The sequence below is a fragment of the Stenotrophomonas sp. GD04024 genome, from assembly GCF_029837545.1.
Taxonomy (GTDB): Bacteria; Pseudomonadota; Gammaproteobacteria; order Xanthomonadales; family Xanthomonadaceae; genus Stenotrophomonas; species Stenotrophomonas forensis.
In genome coordinates this window covers 33,305-55,112 of the sequence record NZ_JAOEDV010000022.1, presented here as the reverse complement: position 1 = coordinate 55,112, position 21,808 = coordinate 33,305, and the positions used below count along the sequence as shown (strand labels likewise).

Here is a 21,808-nt window from a genome sequence, read left to right as displayed (position 1 = left end):
GGCTACTGCCCCGCTGCCCTTGTAGCGTCGGGCCATGCTCGGCTGCTTTTGCACCGGCTATCGCGCGAACGGCAGCCGGGCATGGCTCGACGCTACAGCCCTGCGCTCCTGCGCCACGCGGCCGGGGTCTGCCCACACTCGCGGCGCAGCGCACGGGTCAGTGCGCTCTGTTCGGAATAGCCTGCAGACAGCGCGATGTCGCTGATCGGCGCGGTGCTGGTGCGCAGCTGGTGCTTGGCCCAGCGCAACCGGCTGGCGCTGAGCCAGGCCTGCGGGCTGAGCCCGAATTCACGCTGGAACAGTGCGTGCAGGCGGCTCTCGCTGACCCCAACGAACGCCGCCATGCGGGCCACCGGCCACGCCTGGCCCGGGTCGGCCTGCACTGCCGCACACAGCCCCTGCATGCGAGCGCCACTGCCGGCCGGTGCGAACGCCTGCAGCAACTGCGGAAGCAGGGCTGGCATCGGCCGGCCGGCCTGCACATCGGCCAGGCACCGGCGCAGCGCCAGCGGCAGGTGCAACCAGCGCTGGCGGCACAGATGCTCCTGGGTTACGTCATCGAGCACGCCCGGCGCGCAGTCGACGATCACGAAACCGTTCGGGCCATCGGCCATCTGGTCATGGGCCTCGCCGGCAGCCACGAAAGCGCCCTGCAGCAGGTCCAGGCGGCCACCACGCCCTTCCATCTCGAACTGCAGTTCGCCCTGCAGCGGTAGCACCCACTGCGCGTAGTCATGGCGGTCCAGGCCGGTGGCCTGGCCGTAGTGCCGCAGGTGGAAGATCGCGCCCATCCGGGCAGTGTGCGCGTGTAACACAGGCCGTGCAAACCGCTGCTATAGTCGGGCGGTCAACCCACGCAGGGAGTGCAGGTCATGACCCATCAGCATGCGTCTTTGCTGCTCGCCGCCAGCCTCGGCCTGGCTCTCGCCGCTACCGCTTCCGCCCAGGAGCGCACGCCGCCGGCCCCACACTGCATGGACGCGGTCGGCGTACAGGAGGTCGAGCAGGCCTCACCGCGCTCGATCGCGCTGCGCTCCGCCTCCGGCCAGGCCTATCGGATCGACTTCAACGAAGACTGCCCCGGCGTTCGCGGTGCCACCACGCTGAAACTGGAGGCACCTGCCGGCTGGGCCTGCGGTCGTCCCAGCGAGCGGGTGGTGGTGGACGGCCACAGCTGCGCCGTCAGTGCGGTTACGCCAGTGCAGAACCGCGATTACGCCAGCGTTGCGCGCGACAGCGATCGCCTGCGCACCGCCACGCTGCCAGCCCTGACCATCCGCGAGCGAAAGGAAGTCCGCCGCGGTTTCGGCGGCTCGCCCTCGTACTGCTTCGCCACCCGCAATGTACGTGGCTGGTCGTCCGACACGCAGGGCATGCTGGTGGAAACCAATCCACGGCGCAGCGGCGGCCATCGCTTCTACCGGGTCGAACTGGGCAGCCACTGCCTCCAGCTCGACCGGTCGCCCGAATTGAGCTTCCAGTCGGGCATGCAGAATGGTCTGATCTGCGGCAACCCGGGCGATCGGGTGGTCACCGCTGATTTCGCCAGCTACGACGAGCGCAGCGACGAACTGGCGCCACTGCCCCGCTTCAGCCGCCGCGGTGCCTGCACCATCCAGGCGGTGTACCCGGCCTCCAGCCAGGCGTCGAACTAACCGTCGACGCCGAGGAAGGTGAACGGCGCGCTGGGCACGAAGTGGCCCAGCGCATCGCCGGCGAAGGTGTTGCGCTGGTCCTTGCCAAGGTCGAGCTTGAGCACCGGGCCACCGAAATCGACCTTGTTCAGATCGACCCAGAACGTGTTCGGGGTCAACGCCGACTCGAAGAAGTACAGCCGCCGCTTGTGGTCGGCCACGGTACGCCAGCGCGTGGAGGAGATGTTCGGCTCGCCCGGCGTGGTGATGCCGTACGGCACCGAGGCGTTGCGGATCACACTGAACACACTGGCCAGTGCCTCCACCGGATCTTCCGCCTTGGGAATGGCGTTGATGTAGAACGAGGCGCGGGCGAAGCGATCGGAAGAACGGTTGGTGCCCGGCAGCATCACCGTGCCACCGATCTGCTGCCAGTAGGTGTTGAGCGCCAGCTGCTGGTCGAAGATCGGCGAGTTGGTCATCACCTGGTAGCGCCGGTCATGATGGATGACCTGGCGCCCACCGATGTACTCGACGATGGCACTGTCACCCGTAGCATCGGACAGCGACAGATGCAGCGTCGCCTGCCGGTCCTCGCCGGGCACCTTGTCGGTGACGATCGAGTACGGCTCACGCTTCAGGGCGGCCACTGCCTCGTCCACCGTGGCAAAATTGTCGAGCACATACTGCGCCCACAGCGAGATCGCCAGGCCCGGCTTGTTGCCGCGCTGTTGCGGGTACTCCGACTCGACCAGCCACAGCAGGTTGGCGACCAGGCCCTTTTCGTTCATGCCGTCGGTGGTCGACACGTCGTAGCCGGTGGCCACCACGCTGCCGTAGCGGGCGGTCCAGGCCAGCGACTTCGGGCCAGCCTGCCCGGTGCGTGCGATGCCACGCGGCAGTACGTAGAGATTGGTGGCGACATCCACCTTCCAGTCCATCGAACGCGCGGTGATCACATCACCGTTGTCGCCCAGGTACACCGCGCGCGTGCAGGCCAGCGCCGGTGCGATCGCGGACGCCAGCGCCATTGCCAGCATCGCCCTTCCCTTCCACTTCATCCGTGCCATGTCACTGCGCTCCGTTCCCCGTGGTCCATGGATCTGACCCGATCGATCGTGACACAGGGGTGAAGCCTCAACGCACGAGGCGATCGTGCAGCCAGAAGCCCAGCACCATCGCCGGCACGAACCACAGCGCTTCACGCGATGCCACGGCCAACCCGGCGATGGCCGGCCCGGGGCAATAGCCGGCCCATCCCCAGCCGATGCCGAACAGTGCCGCGCCCAGCAGCAGGCGAGCATCCACATCATGTGCCGTCGGCAGCTGGAAGCGAAGGGCAAACCAGGGCTGCGCGCGACGCAGCACCCAACGCTGGCCGATGGCACTGACCAGCAGCGCCGAGCCCAGCACCCACATCAACGTGGGATCGAACGCGCCACTGATGTCGAGGAAGCCGAGAACGCGCCGTGCATCGGTCATTCCGGAAAGCGCCAGCCCGGCGCCGAACAATGCGCCCGCCACAGCGGCAGCCCTGATGGCGCGGCTCACAGCAGGGCTCCGCCGTGGCGAACCACGAACGTGGTCAGCATCGCGCAGGCCATGAACACCAGCACCGCCAGCAGCGACCGTTTCGAACCACGGGCCATGCCACAAACGCCGTGGCCACTGGTGCAGCCGCTGCCCAGGCGGGTACCGAAGCCGACCAGCAGGCCCGCGCCGATCAGCTGCCAGGCGGGCAAGGCATCGCGCAGCAGTACACGTGGAGCGCTGCCGGGCACCGACTGCCACCACAGCACCAGCCCTGCCGCTGCCAGCAGCCCCATGAGGAAGGCCCAGCGCCAGCCACGCTCGCCTCTACCTGCGCGCAGGCTGCCCGCAGCGATCCCGCTGATGCCCGCAACGCGCCCGGTGGCAGCCAGCAACCACACGGCAGCCATACCGATCAACGCACCACCCGCCAGCGCGCTCCATGGCAGGTTCATGCCCCGCCTTCCTTGATGCCATGCATCGGTTGCCCTCAAATTTAGATTTCCCTAAATTAGACGTCTCTAAACAAAAAGGTCAACCATGACCCACCCGCCGCTCGACACTGCCACGATGGCCGAGCACGCCACGCAGGCGGCTGCGCTGCTCAAGAGCCTGGCCCACCCTGCCCGGCTGCAGGTGCTGTGCCGGCTGGTCGAGGGTGAGGCGCCGGTGCCGGAACTGCAGGCGCTGACCGGCCTCAGCGCTTCGGCGCTGTCCCAGCACCTGGCGGTGCTGCGCGGAATGCAGATCGTGGCGACCCGGCGCGAGGCGCAGGCAATCCACTACCGCATGCAGGAAGGCCCGGCGCTGGGGGTGCTGCAGGCGCTGTACACCGCCTATTGCGGAGGCGGCGTGCGCTGAATCTCAACCGGCGTGCAGTGCCGGCTGCACCACCGCATCCAGCAGGTCGACCGGGGTCGGTGCCGAACGATCTCCTTCCAGGGTCCGGCTGAAACCGGACCAGTCGCTGCTCGAAAGCTGGCGCAGCAAGCTTGCCTCCACCGGCAAGGCACGCATCGACCAGTACGGAAACTGGCGCTGGCCCAGGCGGCCGCGCGCCAGCTCGATGATGTCGATGTGGCTGCCCGCCTGCAGGATGCGCTCATACACCGAATCGATTCCGTCTGGCGGACCTTCGATGTACTGCAGGAAGCGATCACCGTCATGCAGCAGCACGCCGGTCACGCCCGCCATCTTGTTGAAGCGCGCGGCATCCTCGACCAGCGCCTGCAGCCGCTCAACGGAGAGCTCCGGCAGCGCCCGGCTGACGTAGGCGATGGCACGAAGTGGCATGGTGCTTCCTTGGCAGGGTGTGAACGCACGGTAGCAGTTGCGGACGAGTCCGTCTCATTGCGGGCGCGCGTTGCCTGAAGAATTCAGCTTGCGACGACGCCGGTACCGTCCCACCGGCGCGGGAGCCTCGCTTCGAACACCACCTGCCCCGCCTCGTTGCGCGCACCGATATGGCCGCCATGGGCCCGGACGAACTGATCGACGATGTACAGGCCCAGGCCCAGGCCCTTGCTCTGGTGGAAGCTGGCCTTGAACGGCTCGAACAGGCGCGGCAACAGCGCGTCATCGATGTGGCCGGTGTTGCTGACCCGCATCACCACCGTGCGCGCATCGCGTCCATCCAGCTGCACGAGGGCCTCGCTGCCATGGGTCAACGCGTTGCCCACCAGGTTGGCGGCGATCTGCCCCAGCCGATCCATGTCACCCTGCAGGCGGGTATCGCCGATGGCGTCGAAACGGATGCGCTCATGACCGTGCGCGCTGCCCGCTTCTGCAATCACCGCATGGGTGACTTCGGCCAGGTCGCAGGCGCTGGCCTGCAGCCGCAGGCCGCCACTGCGGATCCGCGAGAAATCCAGCAGCTGCTCGACCATCCGCGCCATGCGCAACGTGCTGGCCTCCAGGTACTGCAGCGTCTGCTGTGCACCGGCGTTGTCCTCGGGAAGCTCCAGTGCCAGCTTGTCGGCACACAGCAGGATGGCCGACAGCGGCGTACGCAGGTCGTGGGTCAGCACCGCGGCCATCGTCTCATTGAGCTTGAGCGCTCGCTCCAGCGCTTCATTGCGCGCCTTCAGCAACTGCCGCTGCTGGTACAGTTCGATGAAAACATTGACCTTGCTCAGGATCACCTGCGGCGCCACCGGCTTGTGCAGGAAGTCCACCGCACCGGTTTCGTAGCCCTTGAACGCACGCACCGGATCGTCCGGCGAGGCGGTCAGGAAGATGATCGGCACCGTGCGGCTGCGGTGCGAGCCGCGCATCAGCTCGGCCAGGGTAAAGCCATCGATCTCCGGCATGTGCACGTCCAGCAGGGCCAGCGCGACCTCATGCTCGAGCAGCAGCTCCAGGGCCTGCGCACCCGAGCCCGCCAGCAGCAGGTTCACACCCTCGCGCTGCAGCAGGGCCTGCATGGCTACCAGGTTCTGCGGCACGTCATCGACGATCAGCAGGTTGACCGGGGTCTGCGACTGCGCAGGGTCCGGTGGCAGCAGGTTCATGCAAACAACTCCTTCAGGCGACGACACATCAATTCAAGGGGCAGCACGGCGTCGGCGCCGGCGTGCTGCAGGGCGGAGGCCGGCATCATCGATGCTTCGGCCTCCTCGGGGCATTGCAGCCAGGCACGGCCGCCCGCAGCGCGCACCGCGGCAACACCTTCGCTGCCGTCGCTGCTGGCACCGGTCAGCAACAGTGCCAGTACCTGCGCACCGAACACGGCAGCCGCTGATTCAAACAGGGGATCGATGGCCGGACGCGAGAACAGCACCGGCGCATCGACCGACAGCGCCACCGTACCGGGGTCTTCCACCAGCAGGTGGTAGTCCGGCGGTGCGAAGGTCACGGTACCCGGCTGCAGCGGCTGCTTGTCCTCCGCTTCACGCACCGGCAGCGCGCAGTACGGCGCCAGCACCTCGGCAATACGGCTGGAGCGATCGCGCGGCAGGTGCAGCACGGCCAGCACCGGCGCGGGCAGCCTGGGCGGCAGTGCGCCAAGCACGGCCTGCAACGCGGCAACGCCTCCCGCCGACGCTCCCACCACCACTACCGCAGGGCGAGCCTGCACCATCATCAGGCCACCTTCCGGTACAGGCGGTGTTCGCGCGAGCAGACGTCGAAAGCATCGTGGTGATGCCCGAACTGCAGCGACTCCTTGCTGCCCAGGCCGAGGAAACCACGGTGCACCAGCGCCTCGCGGAACAACCCGACCGCGCGGTCCTGCAGGTCGCGGTTGAAGTAGATCAGCACGTTCCGGCACGACACCAGGTGCACTTCGGAAAACACGGTGTCGGTGGCCAGGCTGTGGTCGGCGAACACCACGTTGCGGCGCAGCTGGCGGTCGAACACCGCGCCATCGTAGGCGGTGGCGTAATAGTCCGACAGCGATGCCGTGCCGCCCGCCGCCAGGTAATTGCGGCTGAACTGCGCCATGCGGTTGATGCCATACGCACCGGCTTCGGCGGTGGCCAGTGCCGCCGGATTGATGTCGGTGGCATAGACGATGCTGCGCTCGAGCAGGCCTTCCTCATGCAGCAGGATCGCCAGCGACCACACTTCCTCGCCGGTACTGCACCCGGCCACCCACAGCTTCACCGAGGGATAGGTGCGCAGCACCGGCACCACCTGTTCGCGCAGCTCGCGGAAATAGGCCGGGTCACGGAACATCTCCGAGACCTGCACGGTGAAGAACTGCATGGCCTGGGCGAACAGCTCCGGCTCGTGCAACAGGCGGTGCTGCAGATCGACCAGCCGATCACACTCGTAACGCTGCATGGCCTGGCGCATGCGACGGCGCAGCGACGACACCGCGTAGCTGCGGAAATCGTAGTGGTAGCGCTGGTACAGCGCCTCCAGCAGGATCTTCAGCTCCAAGTCGAACAGCGCCTGCTCGTTCATTGCCGCGAGCACCAGACACGGCACAGCGAGACCAGCTTGTCGACGTCGATGGGCTTGGCGATGTAATCGTTGGCACCGGCCTGCAGGCAGCGCTCGCGGTCGTCCGGCATCGCCTTGGCGGTCAGCGCGATGATCGGCAGGTCCTGCAGGTGGCGCTGCGCACGGATCTCGCGCATCGCCGCCAAGCCGTCCTTCTCCGGCATCATGATGTCCATCAGTACCAGATCAACCTCGCGCTCGGCCAGGCGATCCACCGCCTCCTGGCCGTTGCGCGCGATCTCCAGGGTCACGCCCAGCGGCTCAAGCACGCTGGACAGGGCAAAGATGTTGCGCACATCGTCCTCGGCCAGCAGTACGGTGCGGCCATCAAGCACGGTATCGCGGCGCCGTGCTTCGCGCAGCAGGCGCTGCTGGTCGCTCGGCAGGCTGGCCTCGACGCTGTGCAGGAACAGGGTCACTTCGTCCAGCAGGCGTTCCGGCGAACGTGCACCCTTGATGATGATGCTCTTCGAATAGCGGCGCAGGCGCTGCTCTTCCTCGCGGTTGAGCGCGCGGCCGGTGTAGACGATCACCGGCGGGAAACCGACATCGTCGTTGCCGGCCATGTGCTCCAGCAGGTCGTAACCACTGCCGTCGGGCAGCGACAGATCCATCACCATGCAATCGAAGGTGACGGTGCTGAGCTGCTCCAGCGCGCCGGCCAGGGTGCCCACCGCGATGATCTGCAGCTGCTCGCGGCCGAGCAGCAGTTCCAGGTTGTGGCGCAGCTCGCTGTCGTCTTCGACGATCAGCAGGCGCCGCACATCGCGCTGGCTGGTCTGCTCCAGCTGCTCGATGGCCGCCACCAGCCGCTCGCGCGTGGTCGGCTTGATCGCAAAACCAATCGCACCCAGCTCACGCGCCACCTGGCCGCGGTCCATCGCCGAGACCACATGCACCGGAATATGGCGTGTGTCGGGATTGCGCTTCAAGCGTTCCAGAACACTCAGGCCGGACACATCAGGCAGCCCGATATCGAGCAGGATGCCGTTGGGGCGCAACTCCGCGGCCAGCGACAGGGCTTCCTCGGCCGTGGTCGCGACCACGCAGTCGAAATCCAGCTCATGGGCCAGCACCACCAGCGCTTCGGCGAAGGTGGCGTCGTCCTCGACCGCCAGGATCAAGCGCCCGGCGCGTTGGCGACGACCGCGGTCATCGGCCACATTGGCGATGGCCGGCGATGCCGCCGGGGTGACCGCAGGCGCGGCAACCGTGCGTGCGGCGACCGCTGCCGCAGGCTGCGGCGAAGCCGGGATGGATACCGGCGCCGGCGCTTCACCCGATGCCGCGACCGGCGCGCCCTGCAGCGGCAGTTCCAGGATGAAGCAGCTGCCGCGGCCCGGCTCGCTGTCGACGTGGATGCTGCCGCCCATGCGCTCGGCAAGGTCGCGCGAGATCGACAGGCCCAGGCCGGTGCCGCCGTAACGGCGGCGGGTGCTGCCATCGGCCTGGCGGAATGCTTCGAAGATGACCTGCAGCTGCTCGCGGGCAATGCCGATGCCGGTATCGGCGACTTCGAAGCGGATGCGGCCGCTGCCAGCAGCACGAACGTGCAGGCTGACCTTGCCGTGCTCGGTGAACTTCAGCGCATTGGCCAGCAGGTTCTTCAGGATCTGCTGCAGGCGCTGGCTGTCGGCCACCAGCTGGCTCGGCGCCAGCGCATCGGCCTCGATCTGCAACGCCAGGCCCTTCTGTCGGGCCATCGGCTCGAAGGTCTCGCGCAGGCGCTGCACGACGCTGTCCACCACCACCACTTCGTCGGCCAGCTCGACATGGCCGGCCTCGATGCGTGACAGATCCAGGATGTCGTTGATCAGCGCCAGCAGGTCGTTGTTGGACGACAGGATGGCGCGCGCATACTTCACCTGCTCGTCGGTCAGGGTGCCGTCCTTGTTGTCGGCCAACAGCTTGGCCAGGATCAGCGAGCTGTTCAGCGGCGTACGCAGTTCGTGCGACATGTTGGCCAGGAACTCGGACTTGTAGCGCGAGGTGGCCGCCAGTTCGTTGCTGTTACGCACCAGCTGGCCCTGCGCCACCAGCAGCGCCTGCTTCTGCGCCTCCAGCTCGTGGGTGCGCTCTTCCAGCTGGACGTTGCTCTGTTCCAGCTCGGCCTGTTGTTCTTCCAGGTGGCTCTGCGACTGCAGCAGGCTGCGGCTCTGCTCTTCCAGTTCCTCGTTGGCCACCCGCAGTTCTTCCTGCTGCGCCTGCAGTTCCTCACCCTGGCGCTGCGATTCCTCCAGCAGCACCACCAGCTGTGCACGCAGCAGCGAGGCCCGCAAGGCCATGCCGATGGTCTCGCCGCAACGTTCCAGCAGCTCCCGATCCAGGTCGCGCTGCCCGCCTGCCTGGGCGCGGCCCAGTTCGATGACCCCGACTACGGCGCCGTCGCTGCTGATCGGCGCCAGGATGCGCTCGCTCACCGGCAACCGCCCCAGGCTCGTCTGCAGTTCAAGCACGGCGGCGTCACCGCCGTGCAGGTGCCGGATGCGTTCGTCACGGGCCACCTGCCCGGCCACGCCTTCCTGCAATGCCAGCGATGCCGGCATGCCCGACGGCAACGCCATGCCACCGGTCAGCTGCAGGCGCCCACCTTCGAGCCGGTACACCGCGCCAATGTCTGCCTGCAGCTGGCCGCCCAGCTGGGTAGCCGCCGCCTCGGCAATCTGCTCAGGCCCCAGGTCGCCACGCAGGCTCATTGCCACCGCGTTCTCTGCTTCCTGCAGCCACAGCGCGCGCATGGCCTGCCGCCGCGCTTCGATGGCACGGGAGACGATCAACGCGATCATCAGGAACGCGCAACCGCCGATGCTGCGATTGACGAACGAGAACGACGAATTGTTGCTGGCCGGCGCCACGTTGAAGCCGATCACCAGCAGCACGCAGGCGATCGCGGCAACGATGAACGGCGCGCGTGCGCTGCGCTGGAATACCGTCACGCCTACCGCGAGGAAATAGGCCAGCCACACCGCATAGCCCAGTGGCACCACCAGCTCCAGGGCGATGGTAGCCGCCAGCAGTACGGCGGAGGTCAGCCAGATCCAGCGGTCACGCGTGGTCGCACCAGGACGCATGCAGGTCGGTTCCAGAGAGCAAAGGGTGGGTGATGGTACTCCGTGTCGCATTCAGCCGCACAGGACCTTTGGCACGTGCCGTACCTGCACGTATCCTTCACACTTCAATGCCTAGCTTCACGTCCCTCACAGGGGTAACACTTATTTCCACGTGGACGCTGCAGCCTCTACGACGTCCGTACTGACGGACCCTTCCCGACAACTGCGACTGCTGATTGACAGCGTGCGCGATCATGCGCTGTACCTGCTTGATCCCGAAGGCATCGTCTGCAGCTGGAACCCGGGCGCCGAACGCATCAAGGGCTATTCAGCCAACGAAGTGGTGGGAACGCATTTCGGTCGTTTCTACCTGCCGGCCGAGCGCGATGCCGGTGAGCCGCAACGCCTGCTTCGCCTGGCGGCGCAGCACGGCCATGTCGCCAGCGAGGGCTGGCGGGTGCGCCATGACGGCTCCTCGTTCCGCGCCAGCGTGGTCATCGAACCGGTCATCGAGGGTGGCGAACTACTCGGGTTCGTCAAGATCACCCGCGACATCACCGAGCAATGGCAGGCACAGCGCCTGCTGCGCGATGCCCAGCGTGCACTGCGCAACACCCAGCAGTTCGAGACGGTCGGCCGGCTCAGCCGTGGCCTGTCGCACGAGTTCAACAACCTGCTGACCACCATCGGCAACGCGCTGGACCTGCTGTCACTGCGCGTGAGCGGTGACGACGTGCGTGCCGCCGAACTGCTCGATGCCGCCCAGGCCGCGACCGACCGCGGCGCCCTGCTGACCCGCCAGCTGCTGGCCTTCAGCACCGGCCAGACCCTGATCCGCGAGCCCTTGGACATGAACGCGCTGGTCCGGCAGTGGTTGCCGGATCTGCAGCGTGCCTGCCCGCCCACGGTGACCCTGGACGCGCGCCTCACTCCGGGCCTGCCGCCGGTAAGCACCGATGCGCTGCAGCTGCAGACCGCGCTGGCCAACCTGGTGGCCAATGCCGTGGAGGCCACCGTCGATGGCGGCCGCATCCTGATCGGCACGGCACTGGAACACCGCCTCGACCCGGATGCGGACACCACGCTGCAACGCGGATATGTCACCCTCAGCGTCTGCGATGAAGGCCACGGCATGGCCGCCGACATCGCCGAGCGGGCGACCGAGCCGTTCTTCACCACCAAGGACATCGGCAAGGGCAGCGGCCTGGGCCTCAGCCAGGTGTTCGGATTCACTACCCAGAGCGGCGGCTTCGTCGACGTGTCCACCACCCCCGGTGTTGGCACCACGGTCAGCCTGCTGCTCCCCGCAACAGAGGAAGCACCCGATGACCGATGACCCGATCCGCGTACTGATGGTGGAGGACCAGACCGATCTTCGCGAGATGATCGGCCTGGCCCTGCGCGACTTCGGCATCGAGGTGGCCACCACCGCCGATGGCCACGAGGCCGCGGAGCTGCTCAAGGGCGAAGCGCGCTTCGATGTGGTGTTCAGCGACGTCAGCATGCCCAACGGCATGTCCGGTATCGAGCTGAGCGAGCACGTGGCGCGCGAACAGCCGCAGGCACGGATGATCCTCTCATCCGGCTACGCGCGCTCGCAGCTTCCGCCGCTGCCGGAGAAGGTCGAGTTCCTGCCCAAGCCCTACCGCCTGCGCCAGCTGGTGCAGCTGCTGAAGCAGGATTGAGAATCCGCCGGGCTTGGCCCGGCGTATCCGTTCCTGTAGCGCCGAGTCCATGCTCGGCAGCGGTGCTCAGTAACGCCCCACCAGGTTCAGGTACCACCCGCGATGGGTGTAGTCGAACCTGGTCAGGTCATCGCTGAAATCGGTGAAGTTGTAGCCCACGCCGACGCGGAAATTACGCCCGATATCGCGGTCGACACCGGCCAGCCAACCCTGCCGGCTGCCGCCGTCGCGCACGTCCAGCAGGCGGTACTCCAGCAGCCCATGCCACTGGTAGTACAGGTCGTAACGCAGCTGGCCGGAGGCGAAGTTGGTGGCCGAGTCGAACCACGGACCGGTACCGCGCCCATAGCGCACTTCGCCTTCGCGGCGGGCCGCCTTCGCCGCCACTTCCCAGCGCTGGTCGATGCGATACACGCCCTCAAGTGACAGCACCTGGGTGCGCTGGTCGTAGTCGACACCGTTGACCTGCCCCATCGTCGACAGGTCATACAGGTAGCTGTAACGGCCGAACAGCGCCCAGCGATCGTTGTCCCACGGGCGATAGGCGAAGCCGAGGTTGCCCTCGATGAAACGCGCGCCCGCCACCGGATTGATCGCATCATCGGTGTCGGCGTAGTTGAAGCGCGCCGCGATCCGCCAGCTGTCGTTGAGGCGATGACTCAAGCGGTTGGTGCTGACCCACTGCGTGCGTCGCTCCGCGCCGGTGTCGCGGCGCCATTCCAGCTTGCTCTGCCATTCGGTACCCGGCGAGGTCCGCCCGCCGGACAGGCTCACCGCCTTGCGGTCGACCTGCCCGGTGCTGGCGTCGAGCTTGCCGTTGCTCAGCGTGAAGCCGGCGTTCCAGCCTACGGCAGGATAGAAATCCATGCCGAAGGTGTGCGCCAGCCCGGATTCCTGCCCGGATTTGAGGAACTGGCTTTCGTTGAACACGTTGACCTGGTCGGACAACCGCCAGCGCTGGCCCAGCGTCCAGCCATCCTGCGCGTTGGGGCTGAACAACGGGTCGTACTCGCTGCGGTCGGTCGACTGGGTGAACGCACCATAGAAGCTGTGCTGCGGGGTCAACCGGTACTCGGCATTGACCTGCGCGGCCGTGCCGCGATCACCATCACTGACCTCGGCGCCGACGGTCGACAGGTTGGCGAAGGTCCAGGTGCCGCCGGCCACCACCGCATCGTTGTCGGCGTAGCGGCCATGGTCGTCGTCCACGGTCAGCTGGCCGCCACCGTACACATCCAGCGACGTGCCGATGCGGTGGGTGTAGCGTGCTGCAGCCAGCACGCCGGCCACGTTGCTACCACTGCCGCGGTCTTCCTGCACCCGGCGCAGCTCGGCCGACAGGCGATCGTTCTCGCCGATCCGCCATTCGGCAGTGGCCTGTGCCTGGATCAGCGACTGCGCACCACGACGTGCCTCGCTGTAGCGTGCGTACAGGCTGAAGTCGTCGGTCACATAACCGAGCAGCTCGGCGCCCTGTTCGCGCACCCGCTGGCCGGTATCGAAGCGCCCGACCGAATAGCCACCGTCCACCTGCCGCCACCAGGCACCCGCGCTCCAGTCGCGCTGGGTCCAGCCCAGCTCACGCAGGTTGACGCGTGCCTCGACGGCGGTCGCCTCGCCTTCGCGCGGCCCTTCCGGATTCAGGCGGCTGAAGCTGAGGCCGCCATTGTCGGAGAAGAACACCGGTGCACTGGTCGCCTCGCTGCGGCTGTGTTCGACCTTCAGATAGGTGCCACGGCCGGCCTGCAACGTCAGGTCCGCGCCCTTCAGCGAATAGTCCTGGCCGGCGCGCTGCTCGTCCACATAGGTGGCACCCACCGCGACATGATCGCCAAACCAGTGCTTGCCACGCACGCCCGCGGTGATGTCATCGCTGTCGAAGCCGGTCGGCACCCACTCGTAATCCACGATCAGGCGCTGTTCGTAACCATCCAGCGGCACATCACGGCTGATCCGGCGCAGGTTCTCGCGGCTGACCTGCGCCAATGGGCGGGTCAGCAGGATGCGGCCCTGCAGGGCGTCGATCTCGTAGTCGGCACCGCGCACCATCGGTACACGCTGCTCCACGCGCCCGGTGGTGCGGTCACGGATTTCCAGCACGACCTGGTCCGAACCACTGAGGATGCTGGCGTGACGCAGGTAGTACAGGCTGCCACCGGTACCGATGAACTCGCTGTGGCCGGGCGCGGTCTCGGCCTGCGAGCCGAACAGGCGCAGCTCGCTGCGCGCGTCGCCCCAGGCGTTGGCACCACGCGAGCGCCACGACAACGCCGCACCGTACAGCGAACGCACGTACTGCGCATATTCGGTGCCGGTCAGCCCGGTGTTGTAGTTGCCCCACAACGCCTGGTTCTTGTCCCAGTCCATGCGCAGGTAGAAGCGCCCCATGCTGTCGACATCGCGCTGGGTCAGCGAATCATCGCCGTAAGTCGGGTAATACAGGTCCGGATCCAGGCTGCGGAACAGATCGCGCGGATCGGCGGTGGTAAAGCCGGTGAACAGCTCGTCCAGCGGGCGATTCTGGGTATCGGCCTGCGCGGTCAGCAGGTAGCGGCCACGGGTCTTGGCCTTCAGGTAGAAGGCCAGGCGGCCATCGCTGAGCACATCATCGTTGCGCTCGCCTCGGGCCAGGTCCTGCCCTGCCCCGCTGGCCTTGTTCTGGTACACGGTGATGTCGGCCAGGCCGACACCGAACAGGTACTGGCCACTGACATCGACCTGCAGCGTGCGCGCGATGGCCGGTGCATCCGGCCGCTCGACACGCACATCGAAGGCGTGGTGGCCGATCGGCATCAGGTATTCGGCGGCGAACTTGCGATCCTGGTCCAGTGGGTAGCTGTCGCCGTTGATCTTCAGCGAGGCCCCCAGCGGTAGGTCGCGGCCACGCAGGCGCACCCGCGAGCCATACACCGGAATGTTCTGCTGGCGCAGGCCGTTGCTGTCGAACACCTGCTGCAGCAGCGACAGTGATGCCGCCTGATTGGCATCGACAGCGGTGCCGCGGCGGTCTTCCAGCGCATCGCGCAGCTGCTGGTTGCCCCGCTCGAACTCCGCCGGAGTGACCAGCTGCATCGACTGCGCGGTGGTTTCATCGATATTGCCCTCGGCGTCGAAGGCACGCAGCACGTAGACCAGGCGGTCGCCGCGACGCAGCGGTGTCGATGCCGGCAGGGTGCCATCCCAGGTGCCCTGTGCAACGGCGGCCACCGGCAGTTCAAACGTCGCCAGCGGCGCGACCCGGTCGGAGTCGCTGCCGCGGTAGACACTGACTTCCAGGCGCTGGATGAAAGCGGTGTAGTTGCCGCGCACGTAGAACTCGACCGGACGCACGATGCGCCCCTCGTCGAAGGCCACCATGCCCGGCGCTGACACCGACAGTTCCGGCTGGCCCATCGCGGGGTCTTCGGTGGCCCAGATCGCGCCACCTTCCGGCAGGCGGATCATGAACTCGCCACGCACGGTGGCCTTGCCCGGCTCATCGATGGCCACGCTGACCCGGCGATCCGGCTGCAACGCCTGCGAGCTGGAACGCGTGGACGTTCCCTCGGTCACCGGATCGTCGTAGCTGCGCGAGCGCAGGCTGAACAACAGTTCTCCCTCGGCATTGCACTGGGTGCCGTCACACCGGATCGGCGCCGGATCGGCGGCGGGCGGGGCGGCCTGGGCGGTAGCGGCCAGGCCCAGCAGCAGCGCCTGGTACAGCGCGGCACGTGGCAGGCGGGCCGCACGACGGGCGGCAGAGTGATGCGCGCTCATCGGCGGGCCTCCTGTTGGCGGGCGGCCGCACGGGTAGCGGCGCTCTCCTCGTTGCGGACGCGCAGGCGCTGCTGCACGGCGGGGCTGAGCTGGCTGCGCAGCGCCTCGAACACGGCGCTGGCACGGCGCAGGCCCAGTGCCTGGTTGTAGGCATGGCTGCCGCGCACATCGGTGTGCCCGACCAGGCTGACCTGGCCACCGCCCATCTTCTCCAGGCGCGCGGCGATCGCCGCCAGCAACGGCTTGAACGCCTCACGCACGGTGGCCTTGTCAGTGTCGAACAGGACGTTGCCCAGCAACGCGCCATTCGCATCGACACCGGCCAGCAGCGAATGCGGGTCCTGCACATCGGTGCGCAGCTGCACGGTCAGGCCAGCGCGCGCGCCTTCGGCCACTTCGGCCTGCAGCGCATCGCGCACCACCCCGGCACGGGCGAAGGCCAACGCCTGGCTTTCGCCATTGGCCGCGATCACCACGTCACCGCCCTGGTAGCGGTTCACCACCTCGGCCATCTTCACCAGCACCGGGCGGTAGTCGGCACGAAGCACACTGCTGCCCGGGGCAAACAGCACTTCGCCCAGGGCCAGCTCCATGCGCTCGGCCGGCGCCTGTGGCGACGGCGGCAGGCGCACGCCGAAGCTGAAGCGCGTCGGCACGCCCTGGGTCACCCGTCGCAGCAGCGGATTTTCGGTCGTCAGCTCCGCACCGGCCGGCACCGTGGCCGGGTCCAGCTTGATGATGAAGTTGCGGCCCAGGCGCGCATCACCGCCGTGGACGTCGGCCAGGTGATAGCGGCCGAACGGATCGGTCTCCACCAGCAGACCCTCTACGGTGGCCAGGCGCACGCCCGGGATGCCCTGCTCCTGGATGCCCTCGTTGCCGATCACATAGGCCACTTCATAGCCCTCGGAAACGCGCGCGATCTCGCGGCGCACGGTCGGCTCGGCGGCGGTCAGGCCCTTGCCGGCCTCCCCACCGCGCTGCACGTCCGTGCCGCCCTGTGCGTCCATTCGCAGACGGTGACCCTGCGCGCTTTCCAGCACGAAGTCATCGGTGAAAGCCAGTTCGCGCAAGCGCTGCCGCACCACCACCTGATGTGCCTCGGCGCTGTCGGACGTCGACGCGCGGCCGTGCACCGTGCCGATCTGCACGCCGTGCAGCAGCGGTGCGCTGGCATCGGCCAGCGGTTGCGGGCCATCGCCGCGATCCAGCGTGGTCGAGCCGGCCACATAGGCCGAGGGCGCGAAGCCACCCTGCACGCGCACACCAGTCAGTTCGGCACTGTCCTGCCAGCCGTCACCATCGCGGTCATCGAACACGGTACCGAACACCAGGCTGTCTTCCAGCAGCGGGTCGGCATCCATCGCCACTTCGGCGGTGGCGATGTTCGACAGCGGGCTGCCATCATCGGCCGTCGCCACGGCCTGGTTCACGTGATTGCCACTGCGTACGCCAGCGCCGACGCGCAGCAGGTAGGTGATGGTCGCACTGCGGCCGACCGCGATATCCACCGCGCCGATGCGCAGCGGCGACTGGCTGCTGGCCAGCGAGAACGCGCCGTCATCGTCGGCCACGCGCATCGAACCGTCCACGTAGCTGAAGCCCGGCGGCGGCGTATCGACCACCACGCCATCGCGCCAGTGGCTGCTGCCCACGTTCTCGACCACCAGCTGGTAGCGCACAAGATCGCCCACCTTCACCCGGCGCGGACTTGCGGTCTTGGTAATGCGCAGCGCGAAGTCGGACACCACCTTGTGGCGCGTCTCGCAGGTCGTGCACTCGGGCGGCGGCGAGCCATCCGGGTACTGCCCGCGCAGGCGGTTCAGTACTTCGGCGCGCGCTTCCTGATTGACGATCGCCTGGTAGACCCATTCGTGGCGGCCAACCGCGGTTCCCGCCGGCAGCGTGCACACGATGTCCGTTCCCTGCTGCACGCATCCGGCCGGCAGGCTCTCGATGCTCAGTCCGGCATCGGGCGTGTCCACCAGCTGCAGCGGCTTGCGCAGGGACGCGCGCTCGACCGTGGCGACCAGGGTATAGCGCAGCCTGTCGCCAGGACGCACCTCGGTGCCACTGGCCGGGCCGGCCTGCTTCTCCAGCACGACGCGCGGTTCTGCAAGCGCGTGCTCGGTGCTGCAGTCGCCGCTGCAGGTGGGCGTGTCACCGCCGCTGCCCAGTACTGCATTGCGCACACTGCCACTGGCCTGTGCATTGACCAGCGCGCGATAGCCCAGCGTGTAGGTGCCCGGCGCGGTGCCGGCCGGCAGCGAGCAGACCAGCGGATTGCTGGCGTTGCAGGTGAACGGTCCCGGCTGGGTGACCGACTGCAGGTCCAGGCCCACGCCCAGCGTATCGGTCAGCACCAGCGTATCGGTGGTCTGCGAGTTGGCGACGGTCACTTCAACGCTGTAGTCCACCGCATCGCCGACGCCAACCGGTGCGACAGTGGAGGACTGCTTGCGGTAGGTCACCACCGCTGCCAGCACCGGTGTGGTGGTGCTGCAGTTGCTGGTGCAGGTGGTGGTACCGGGACCACCACCCAGCACCGCGTTGCTCACGCTGCCCTTGGCCTGCGCGTTCACCTTCGCGGTGTAGTCCACCGTGTACGTACCCGGCGCAGTCCCGGCCGGCAGCGTGCACACCAGCGGGTTGGCGGCATTGCAGCTGAAGCCCTGGCTGCCGGCCACCGCACCGAAGTCCAGGCCGGGGCCCATCGTATCGGTCAGGGTGAACACCGCCGTGGTGCGCGAGTGGCTGACGACGGCGGTCAACGTGTAGGCGATGCTGTCACCGACCTTGACCGGACCCGCCGCTGCCGAAGTCTTGCGATAGTCGATCTGGCTGCCGGTGACCGGCGTGGTGGTATCGCAGTTGGCAGTACACGAGGGATTGTCGCCGCCGCTGCCCAGCACGGCATTGGTGACCTGGCCGCTGGCCTGCGCGTTCACCACCGCGGTGTAGGACAGGCTGTAGCTGCCCGGCACGGTCCCCGCAGGCAGGGTGCAGACCAGCGGATTGGCCGCGTTGCAGCTGTAGGCGCCCGCACTGGTCACAGCGCCAAAGTCCAGGCCCGTACCCAGGGTGTCGGTCAGGGTCACCACATCGGTGGTGCGCGAGTTGGTCACCACCGTGGTCAGCGTATAGGTCAGGCGATCGCCCACCGAGACCGGGCCGGTGCCGCTCACCGACTTGGCATAGCTCACGCCGGGTGCCGCCACCGGGGTGGTGGTGTCACAGTTGGCACTGCACGACGGATTGTCGGTGCCGCTGCCAAGCACGGCATTGCGGACACTGACGCTGGCCTGCGCGTTGACGGTGGCGCGGTAGGTCAGGCTGTAAGTGCCCGGCACGGTGCCGGCCGGCAACGTGCACACCAGTGGCTGGGTTCCATTGCAGGTGAAGATGCCGGCGCTGCTGACGCCGCCGAAGTCCAGGCCACTGCCCAGGGTATCGGTCAGGGTGACCACGCCGGTGGTGCGCGCACGCGTGACGGTCGCACTCAGCGTGTAGTCGATGACGTCGCCGATCCGCACCGGACCACCGGTGGACGCCTGCTTGGCATACACCACCAGCGCGCTGGCCATCGGCGTGGTGGTATCGCAGCTGCCCACGCAGGACGGATTGTCGGTGCCGCTGGGCACCACCGCGTTGCGCACCTGGCCGCTGGCCTGTGCATTGACGATGCCGGTATAGGAGAACGCATAGCTGCCCGGAACGGTGCCCGCCGGCAGCGTGCAGACCAGGGGATTGCCCGGTGCGCAGCTGAAAGCGCCTGCGCTGGTGATGCTACCGAAATCCAGGCCAGCACCCAGCGTGTCGGTCAGCGTGGTCACCGCGCGGGTGCGCGCGTCGGCCACCACGACCGTCACGGTATAGGCCACCGCATCACCGATCGCGACCGGGCCGGCGGTGCTACTGGCCTTGGACACCGAGATCCTCGGCGCGGCCACGGGCGTAGTGGTGGTGCAGTTGCTGCTGCAGGTGGGGTTATCGGTGCCAGTGCCGACCACGGTGTTGACCACCTGGCCGCTGGCCTGCGCATTGACGGTGGCCGTGTAGCTCAGGCTGTAGGTGCCGGGCACGGTGCCGGCCGGCAGCGTGCACACCAGAGGATTGGCGGCGTTGCAGGTAAATGCACCGGCGTTGCTGACACTGGCGAAATCCAGGCCGGTGCCCAGGGTATCGGTCAGCGTCAACAGGTCGCGGGTGTTGCCATCGGCCACGGTGACATCGACGGTGTAGCTCACCGTCGTGCCCACCGCGACCGGGCCGGCCGTGTTGGAGCGCTTGGCATAGCCCACGCGGGTCACCGGCACGGTCACGTCGCTGCGCGTGCAGTGGTCGGCATCGGTGCAGCTGGCGCCCGGTGCGGGCGCATTGCCGCTGTTGAAGGGGTCGTAGCCACCGCCGACACTGGCGTGATTGGTCAACACGCCGGTCGCCGCTGCAGTGACGGTCACCGGCAGGGTGAACACCGAACTGGACCCAGCGCTGCCTGCCGCTGCAAGGACCTGCGTGCTGGTGCAGGTGACGTCCTGGCCGCTGGCGGTGCAGCTCCAGTTGCCACTGACATGCGTGCCGCTCCAGTTCGGCGCGATGCCGGCCGGCAGCTGGTCACGCACGGTGATCGTGCTCGCCGCCACATTCGGCGGATTGCCGGTCGGCACATCGCTGGTGTTGCTCACCGTCAGCGTGTACTCAGTGCCGGCCTGGCCATAATTCCAGATGCCGCCGGTGGCATTGTTGCTCTTCACCACCTTCAGCGACGGCGCGGTGATGGTGATCCGGTGGTCCTCAACCTCGCCGTCGTCGGCCACGCCGGTCGGGTTCTGGATCTGGACCGCGTTGGTGGAGTAGCGCAGGCGCACGTAACTGGTACCCGCCAGTACCTGGGCGGGCACGGTCCAGGTCAGGTTCGCCTGGCCACCACTACAGGCCGCAATACCGCTGCGCTCGTTGGCATCGAACACGCCATTGCGGTTGAAGTCGATCCAGCCGGCCACGCTGCCATTGCCCACGCAGGCGACCGGTTGGTTGATCTGGGTACCGGCCTGCATCACCGTCAGGCGGTAGCTGGTCGGCCAGGCATCCTCTTCGCGGCTTCCCACCTGCGGGAAGTTGTCATCGCCCAGCGCATCCAGGCTGTAGCTGCTGCGCTGCTCGGTATCCGGGCCGAGGCTGCCGAGGAAGTCGGTCAACGGCGGCGCCAGGCCACCCGGCGTGTAGCCCGCGGTGTTGATGTTGAAGTTGCTGGCGCCCTGCGGGATGCCGTCGGAACGGAACTGCAGATCGTCCACCACATGCATGGCGTCGCCATAGCTCTGCGGCGCATCGCCGAAGTCGGCGTAAGGCACCAGCAGACCGATCGCGATCGCCGTGGTGCCGCCGCCGCGCATCGAGAAGCCCATGTTCACCGCCAGGTTGCCCGGCGCGTGTGCGGCATTGTCGAAACTGAGGAAGGTGACCGCCGCGGTGTTGTCGTCGTTGCCGGGGCCGAAGCGGATGACCTGGTTGGCGCCGCTGGTCGACTTGTTGACCAGGTACGGCGTGGCGTTGGCCAGGTTCTTGCGGACCTCGACCACGTTCCAGGTGCCCTGCGCGCTGGCTTCGACGAATTCGCCGCTGTTGTTGATCGACTCGGCGTCGGCCATCACCACGCCGCGCAGGCGGTAAGGGGCGCCGCCCAGGGTCGAGGTGCAGGTGATGCTGAAGGTGGAGGTGCCGCTGGCACGCGCGATGCCGGCGATCAGCTGGTTGGCGCTGCCGGTACCGCCGATGTTGTACAGGTCGTCAAGGCTGTCGCCACCGAAGTTGCCGGGGCGATAGCTGCGCAGCACATTGGTCTCGGCCGTGTTCAAACGGCAATCAACGCGCAGGTTCACCCCGGCCGCGACCGGCATGTCGATGGACGACATCGCGCCATCATTGAGTGCGACGTTGTTCACGCCATTGGCACCGCCGCCCCAGGTCAGCCACAGCACGGTGTTGCGGTACGGGCTGCTGCCACCGGTGGCGTAGGCGGCGGCCCAGGCCAGCGACGGCATCGTCAGCGACAACAGGGCCAGCAGGCCGGCCCTCAGCCATCCGCTGGATAGCCCTGTCCGGGCACGTTTTCTGGGATGAACGCATCCACCGCCCGCGCTTTCGCGCGACGTCGTCGACTGCCACATGGTTGATTTCCCCGTCGTCGACCCTTGCCGGGCCGAAG

15 protein-coding genes are annotated in these 21,808 nt (G+C 67.5%); 4 read left to right on the top strand and 11 right to left on the bottom strand.

From position 1 onward, the window contains the following. Positions 1-92: 92 nt before the first annotated feature. Positions 93-791, bottom strand: a complete 699-nt coding sequence (locus N7590_RS09805) for an AraC family transcriptional regulator (RefSeq protein ID WP_164241101.1) — start codon at positions 789-791, stop codon at positions 93-95. Between the two features lie 81 nt (positions 792-872). Here N7590_RS09805 and N7590_RS09800 point away from each other — a divergent pair, with 81 nt between their 5' ends. Then, positions 873-1,655, top strand: coding sequence for a DUF6491 family protein (locus N7590_RS09800; RefSeq protein WP_164241100.1), 783 nt, complete (start codon positions 873-875; stop codon positions 1,653-1,655). Here the strand turns inward: N7590_RS09800 and N7590_RS09795 are convergent. From N7590_RS09795 to N7590_RS09785, 3 genes are all read right to left on the bottom strand, one after another. Further along, positions 1,652-2,704, bottom strand: a complete 1,053-nt coding sequence (locus N7590_RS09795; RefSeq protein ID WP_053449587.1) for a linear amide C-N hydrolase — start codon at positions 2,702-2,704, stop codon at positions 1,652-1,654. The two genes, N7590_RS09800 and N7590_RS09795, sit on opposite strands and share 4 nt — an antisense overlap. Before the next feature lie 67 nt (positions 2,705-2,771). Next, a complete protein-coding gene (locus tag N7590_RS09790) occupies positions 2,772-3,185 on the bottom strand; it encodes a DUF6691 family protein (RefSeq protein WP_164241099.1) in 414 nt (137 codons plus the stop codon). After that, on the bottom strand, positions 3,182-3,619 hold the full coding sequence (locus tag N7590_RS09785) for a hypothetical protein (protein WP_006436205.1): 438 nt from the start codon (positions 3,617-3,619) through the stop codon (positions 3,182-3,184). Before N7590_RS09785 ends, N7590_RS09790 begins: the two co-directional genes overlap by 4 nt. A gap of 85 nt (positions 3,620-3,704) precedes the next feature. Between N7590_RS09785 and N7590_RS09780 the strand changes: the two genes are divergently transcribed. Then, the gene (locus tag N7590_RS09780) at positions 3,705-4,025 is read left to right on the top strand and encodes a metalloregulator ArsR/SmtB family transcription factor (RefSeq protein ID WP_053449584.1); all 321 of its coding nucleotides are present in this window, start codon (positions 3,705-3,707) and stop codon (positions 4,023-4,025) included. A 3-nt stretch (positions 4,026-4,028) separates the two neighbouring features. Here N7590_RS09780 and N7590_RS09775 read toward each other — a convergent pair whose 3' ends face one another. The 5 genes from N7590_RS09775 to N7590_RS09755 all read right to left on the bottom strand — a co-directional run bounded on the left by N7590_RS09775 (position 4,029) and on the right by N7590_RS09755 (position 10,180). Next, positions 4,029-4,457, bottom strand: a complete 429-nt coding sequence (locus tag N7590_RS09775; RefSeq protein ID WP_053510081.1) for a BLUF domain-containing protein — start codon at positions 4,455-4,457, stop codon at positions 4,029-4,031. Positions 4,458-4,540: 83 nt separating this feature from the next. Further along, complete coding sequence (locus N7590_RS09770) at positions 4,541-5,674, bottom strand: hybrid sensor histidine kinase/response regulator (protein ID WP_053510080.1); 1,134 nt, start codon at positions 5,672-5,674, stop codon at positions 4,541-4,543. Further along, entirely contained in the window at positions 5,671-6,246 is a 576-nt protein-coding gene (locus tag N7590_RS09765) for a chemotaxis protein CheB (RefSeq protein WP_164241098.1), read from the bottom strand. Before N7590_RS09765 ends, N7590_RS09770 begins: the two co-directional genes overlap by 4 nt. After that, on the bottom strand, positions 6,246-7,070 hold the full coding sequence (locus N7590_RS09760; protein WP_164241097.1) for a CheR family methyltransferase: 825 nt from the start codon (positions 7,068-7,070) through the stop codon (positions 6,246-6,248). The genes N7590_RS09765 and N7590_RS09760 overlap by 1 nt, the downstream gene beginning before the upstream one ends. Further along, positions 7,067-10,180 (bottom strand): response regulator, encoded by a 3,114-nt coding sequence (locus N7590_RS09755; protein ID WP_164241096.1) that lies wholly within the window; start codon positions 10,178-10,180, stop codon positions 7,067-7,069. Before N7590_RS09755 ends, N7590_RS09760 begins: the two co-directional genes overlap by 4 nt. Before the next feature lie 151 nt (positions 10,181-10,331). Here N7590_RS09755 and N7590_RS09750 point away from each other — a divergent pair, with 151 nt between their 5' ends. Next, positions 10,332-11,495 carry a PAS domain-containing sensor histidine kinase gene (locus tag N7590_RS09750; RefSeq protein ID WP_271260393.1) on the top strand — a complete coding sequence of 388 codons (1,164 nt, stop codon included), beginning with the start codon at positions 10,332-10,334 and terminating at the stop codon, positions 11,493-11,495. Further along, positions 11,485-11,844: a response regulator gene (locus N7590_RS09745; protein ID WP_053449578.1), complete on the top strand. Its 360-nt coding sequence runs from the start codon at positions 11,485-11,487 to the stop codon at positions 11,842-11,844. Before N7590_RS09750 ends, N7590_RS09745 begins: the two co-directional genes overlap by 11 nt. Positions 11,845-11,910: 66 nt before the next feature. On the opposite strand, the gene N7590_RS09740 is transcribed toward N7590_RS09745, so the two are convergent. Both N7590_RS09740 and N7590_RS09735 read right to left on the bottom strand, forming a co-directional pair. Further along, entirely contained in the window at positions 11,911-15,600 is a 3,690-nt protein-coding gene (locus N7590_RS09740; RefSeq protein ID WP_164241094.1) for a hypothetical protein, read from the bottom strand. Further along, positions 15,597-21,656 (bottom strand): CshA/CshB family fibrillar adhesin-related protein, encoded by a 6,060-nt coding sequence (locus N7590_RS09735; protein ID WP_279935397.1) that lies wholly within the window; start codon positions 21,654-21,656, stop codon positions 15,597-15,599. Before N7590_RS09735 ends, N7590_RS09740 begins: the two co-directional genes overlap by 4 nt. Positions 21,657-21,808: the final 152 nt, after the last annotated feature.